Origin of the sequence: uncultured Campylobacter sp., assembly GCF_937890585.1 — a bacterium.
GTDB lineage: Bacteria > Campylobacterota > Campylobacteria > Campylobacterales > Campylobacteraceae > Campylobacter_A.
This window is the reverse complement of the sequence record NZ_CALACG010000066.1, coordinates 1-4,649: the sequence shown is the minus strand read 5'-3', so window position 1 is coordinate 4,649 and position 4,649 is coordinate 1. Positions and strand designations below refer to the sequence as shown.

Below are 4,649 nucleotides of genomic sequence, written 5' to 3'. Positions count from 1 at the left end.
ATAATACTTCTATAAAAAAATGTACACCATATAGTTATAGTATATATGTAAATGAACCCGAACCAAATAATTTTATCCCAAGTAGTAAAAAAGATGATGGCAGCGAAAATTTTAAAAACAAATATAAAAACAGACTATTAACCCAGATAGTTACCAAGCCATTTGACGTCTATATAACAAACTATGGAAAAGATGGCAAAAAAAGAGCACCAGACACTCCGGTAGATGTAAAAGTGGAATTAGTTGAATCTTGCGGTGCTTCGACAAATTTATATGAAAAAAATATAGAATTTAATGTAAATAGTGATTTTTTACTGCCATCTATAAAAGTAGATATGGCATATAAAAGCCTTAAATTTAGGATTTCACACCCTAACCCTAAGAAAAAAACAGACCCTGCAGCACCAGAGAAAATCACAGCATGTGAAAATTTAGATGATTTTGCCGTTAGACCAAGCCATTTTATGCTTTTTGATGATGACGCGAGTACTTCTTTGATAGGGGGGAAAATTTATAATAACATCACACTTGCTGCCATGAAACCAAAGCCAAATGATAGTAGCACAGCAGATGGTTATACAAATATTATAGATGCAAACCTTACAGTTGAGAATAATGCTACTTGCGAACGCAGTTTTTTAAATAATGATAACAAGCTAATTGTGCATTTTACAAACAAAAGTAAAGCAATAGGTAAAATTATACGTCACACATCAAGTGGAGATGTTGGTTTTTCATACTCTGATATAGGCGACACAACTTTTAATGTGATAGATAATAACTACACTAGAACGGATCAGAGCACGAGTCATGGATATGATTGTGTCAAGGATTCATCAGAGAACGACCCAACAAAAGACCCAGAAGGTAGAGTCGGATGTAACATAAAATTTGACAAAAAAGATTTTAAATTTGCGCCAAAGGATCTTGACGTAAGCGAGTTTAAAATCATACCAAGCGACTTTTCGTATATCTCAAATGAAGAAACCGCATGGTCCCCTACTTTAAATTTTAAAGTAAAGGCAAGGTTATTTGATGACAATCCAGCACTTCTTTATAAAAATGGTTGTTACTCAAATAATACTACATTTAAGATAAAAGCTGGAGAGATTATAGCTGAGTATACGGACAACAATGGTTCAAAACTAAGTAACGATGAGGCTGGCGTAGAGAAGCTAAATAGCGAGATAATGTTTTTTGGTAGTAGTGACCCAAATGCGCTTGTAAAAAAGGTAAATTTATCACCACATGATGGAACCTATCAGGTCAAAAAAGAGGCATTTGGCACAGATGGTACAGCCTGGGTAAACTTGAAATTTAACTTCAAGCGTGAGAAAAATATGGCAAAAAATCCTTTTGAAGTTGCAAGTGACATTTTTACTTTTGTAAGTTTGGTTGACAGCAAAGAAAATAAAAATAATGGCCATATAAAGCCAACCAACAAAACATCAGCTAAATTTTACTATGGCAGGGTCTATGCACCTTATTACGAGGGGCCAAATACCGGCTTTAAGGCTAAAATTTACTACGGAGTATATTGCAATGGCTGTGATGAGAGTAAATTTATGCTACAAAATATAGGTTCAAGCGAGCGTTGGAGTGAGTTTGCAGGTACGCACTCATGGTATATAAATCCTCTTCATAGTTCTGCTTATGGGGATGTTGGTAAGTATGAATTTTTAAATAAAACCATTAGAGACAATAGTAAAGAGAGAGCTTTAAGCAATGGCGTGAGCTATATTTTTGTAAAAAACAAAAGGGCGGTAACTGACGTGGCCAAGATGCATACAGATGACTGGCTCATATATAATGAATTTGACAAAGATGCAAAGACAAATGACTTTAATTTGAGATTTCTTGTGCCAGACGGAGACTGGGCTGGCAAGACTCTTGGTAAGAATTCAAATAGTGGCGATGTCGGAATTGTCTTGGGTGCTGAAGGAAATTTCACAGATATAAGTAAAAACACAAATAGGAGAATTTCTTGGTAAAAAGAGGCTTTTCTCTCATTGAGCTCATACTCTCGATAGTCGTTGTAGCGGTCGTTAGTATCTCAATACCACTCGTTTTAAAAACGACATCTGAGTTAAACCAAAAGGCTGTCACACAAGAGAGCCTAATGAACGCCAAAACATATATGGGGCTTATATTAAAAGCTCCATTTAGTGACAAAATAGTAAAAGTAACGCAAGATGGAGGCTCAGCTTATTTTTACCCTATCGTCTTAGAACCTGGCGATACAAGAAATGAATTTTATAGAGTCAATAAAATAGGCGGTGACGGGCATAGGGGATTTGCCTATACAAACTCGTCAGAGCTATCTACCGATAACTCACCATATAACCCAGTAAAGTCAGTAAATTTTTATGACACAAAAAATAAAAATTTACAAACTGCAAACCAAAACAGAGACTACATAGTAGGCTCAAGCTATGAAGTGAGCGTAAAAGAAGGTGGTGGTGACTTTAAGCCAAATTTTGCCTTAAAAAATAAAGATGTTAAAGAGATAATTGTCACTTCAAGCTCTTATAAAGATGGCGGCAAGTCAAGCACGACATCTGTGCTAAAAGCCTATGCATTTAACCTAGGTGAGAGTGGCTCACTAAACACAAAAGAGTGGAAATGAAAAGAGCCTTTACTCTTCTTGAGCTAGTGGTCGTTATAGTCGTGCTTGGTATCATCGCTATGATGAGCTTTAACGCGATAATGAATATCTATACAAACTACTTTCAAACAAGAACGATAAACGAGCTTGAAACGCAAACCGAGATCGCTTTGGAGCAAATTTCAAAAAGGCTAGAGCACCGCATAAAACCAAGTGTGATCGCTAGAAAAAGTAAGGTAGAGAATGATTTTTGTGCATTAAATGATAGTAGGGTTCAATTAAAAGATGGGTATGAAATTTTAGAATTTATACCTTATGCTTATGAAATTTTTAACGACGTGACTGAATTTGATGTGGAAAACAATATAACAGTTACTAAAAATGGCAAAGCCTACACCGGACGATATAGCGGCTATGTAGATCTAGTAAAAAGCTCGCCAGCAACTGGTCTCGTAAGCCCTGGAAGTAAATTTACAACCACGCTTGTTGAGACGATAGAGGATCTGACCTGCAAAGAGGACGAGGACAAAAACTACAACCGCCCAAACAGAAATGGTTGTGTGGACTTTAAAGACAAAGATGGTGGCGTAGCGGCGATATTTTCTGATGTTCTTTATGATGTGCAAAGCTCATTTGGATATCAAGGGACTGGAAATTTAGACATTGCAAAAGTTGGTATAAAAGGCGGTGCGACTGGCATAGACGGCGACACGCTAGAAATTTCAGGCTTTACTAATAAACAAATTTCAGAGCAGTATCATCTAGCCTACACTGCAAACGCCGTAGTGCCAGAGCAGAGCAACGATCAAACAGACATAAACAACGGCGTTTTTGATCTAAATTTATACTACAACTACAAGCCATGGATGGGGCAGGGCTATAAAACTGGTGAAAAAGCGACACTTGCTAAAAATGTGACGAGATTTGTCTTTACGGAAAAAAACGGTGTTATCGTGCTAAAGCTTTGCATGCGCGCCAAAAATGCAGAGACAACTATCTGTAAGTCAAAGGCGGTCTACTAATGAGAAGAGGCTTTACGCTCATTGCGGCGATATTTTTTGTGGTGATCGCTAGTTCTATTTGTATGCTAGCCCTTTCGATCGCCACTACATCTGTTAGGCAAAATAGCGAGATTTATCTAAGAGAGCAAAGCGAGCTTGTGGCTCGTGCGGCGACCGAATATGCTGTTCTAGCCGTTCTCAGTAATGATTTTTATAAAGCTGGGGCAGTTTGTATTGGCGATAAGAATAATCCTATAAAAGGCGAATTTGGGGAGCTATTTACTTTCGAGGTATTTGTAAAATACTTTGGCGACATGGGAGTTTGCAGCGGTGATGCAGTGGCTGTTACGGGGCTAAACCAAGGCACCGTGCTGCTTGACGTATTTGTGAGCTCAAAACCAGGAAAAGCGACCAATCCTATAAATTTCCACAAACGAACGCTTCAAAAACTTTAAAATTTTATAAATATTTTACTTTAATTTGCTTTTAGTTTTGGCGTGTTATAATCATCATACTTTCTATAAAGGAGATTACGATGAATATAAGCATTGTAGGAAAACAATTCGAGCTAACAGAGCCGATCAAAAACTATATCCAAGATGCCTTTGATACGCTTGGCAAGTACAATCTCGACATCATCTCAGCAAGATGTGTTGTCGCAGCCGACGAAAAACAAGGCAAAAAAGGTTTTAACGCAGAATTTTCTCTAAATATGGCACATAAAGACACGATAGTCGTCCGTCAAAAAGATAAAGACTTATACGCAGCGATCGATCTTGCGGTTGAAAAGGCTTCAAAAGTTTTAAGAAGAGAGCACGATAAGAAATTTACCGTAAAAGGTAAGGCTGATGATAAAGATTTTCGCTCGAGAATAGGCGAAGAAAAGATCGAAGGTGTCGAAGAGATCGTGCCTATGGAGCTTGAAATTTACAAACCTCTCGAGATCGAAGAGGCACTTGATAAACTAAAATCAAGCGATAAACAATTTTACGTCTTTAACGACGTTGACGCTAAAATGCGTGTCATCTACAAAAGAACAGACG

4 protein-coding genes and 1 pseudogene are annotated in these 4,649 nt (G+C 37.4%); all 5 read left to right on the top strand.

All coding sequences use genetic code 11. The annotated features are described in order from the left end of the window. A pseudogene (locus Q0296_RS01720) lies at window positions 1-1,991 on the top strand (hypothetical protein); the annotation flags it as partial. Continuing rightward, entirely contained in the window at window positions 1,985-2,626 is a 642-nt protein-coding gene (locus tag Q0296_RS01715; protein WP_298035909.1) for a prepilin-type N-terminal cleavage/methylation domain-containing protein, read from the top strand. The pseudogene Q0296_RS01720 and the gene Q0296_RS01715, both read left to right, overlap by 7 nt. Next, window positions 2,623-3,627 carry a prepilin-type N-terminal cleavage/methylation domain-containing protein gene (locus tag Q0296_RS01710; RefSeq protein ID WP_298035908.1) on the top strand — a complete coding sequence of 335 codons (1,005 nt, stop codon included), beginning with the start codon at window positions 2,623-2,625 and terminating at the stop codon, window positions 3,625-3,627. The genes Q0296_RS01715 and Q0296_RS01710 overlap by 4 nt, the downstream gene beginning before the upstream one ends. Next, on the top strand, window positions 3,627-4,061 hold the full coding sequence (locus tag Q0296_RS01705; RefSeq protein WP_298035906.1) for a type II secretion system protein: 435 nt from the start codon (window positions 3,627-3,629) through the stop codon (window positions 4,059-4,061). Before Q0296_RS01710 ends, Q0296_RS01705 begins: the two co-directional genes overlap by 1 nt. 80 nt (window positions 4,062-4,141) lie before the next feature. Beyond that, on the top strand, window positions 4,142-4,649 hold a 508-nt coding region (gene raiA, locus Q0296_RS01700; protein WP_298035904.1), incomplete at its 3' end, for a ribosome-associated translation inhibitor RaiA.

What these genes read in the sequence shown, in the direction of transcription:
- Q0296_RS01710 (WP_298035908.1), top strand. Translation starts at nt 2,623, where the DNA reads ATGAAAAGAGCCTTTACTCTTCTTGAGCTAGTGGTCGTTATAGTCGTG.
- Q0296_RS01705 (WP_298035906.1), top strand. Translation starts at nt 3,627, where the DNA reads ATGAGAAGAGGCTTTACGCTCATTGCGGCGATATTTTTTGTGGTGATC.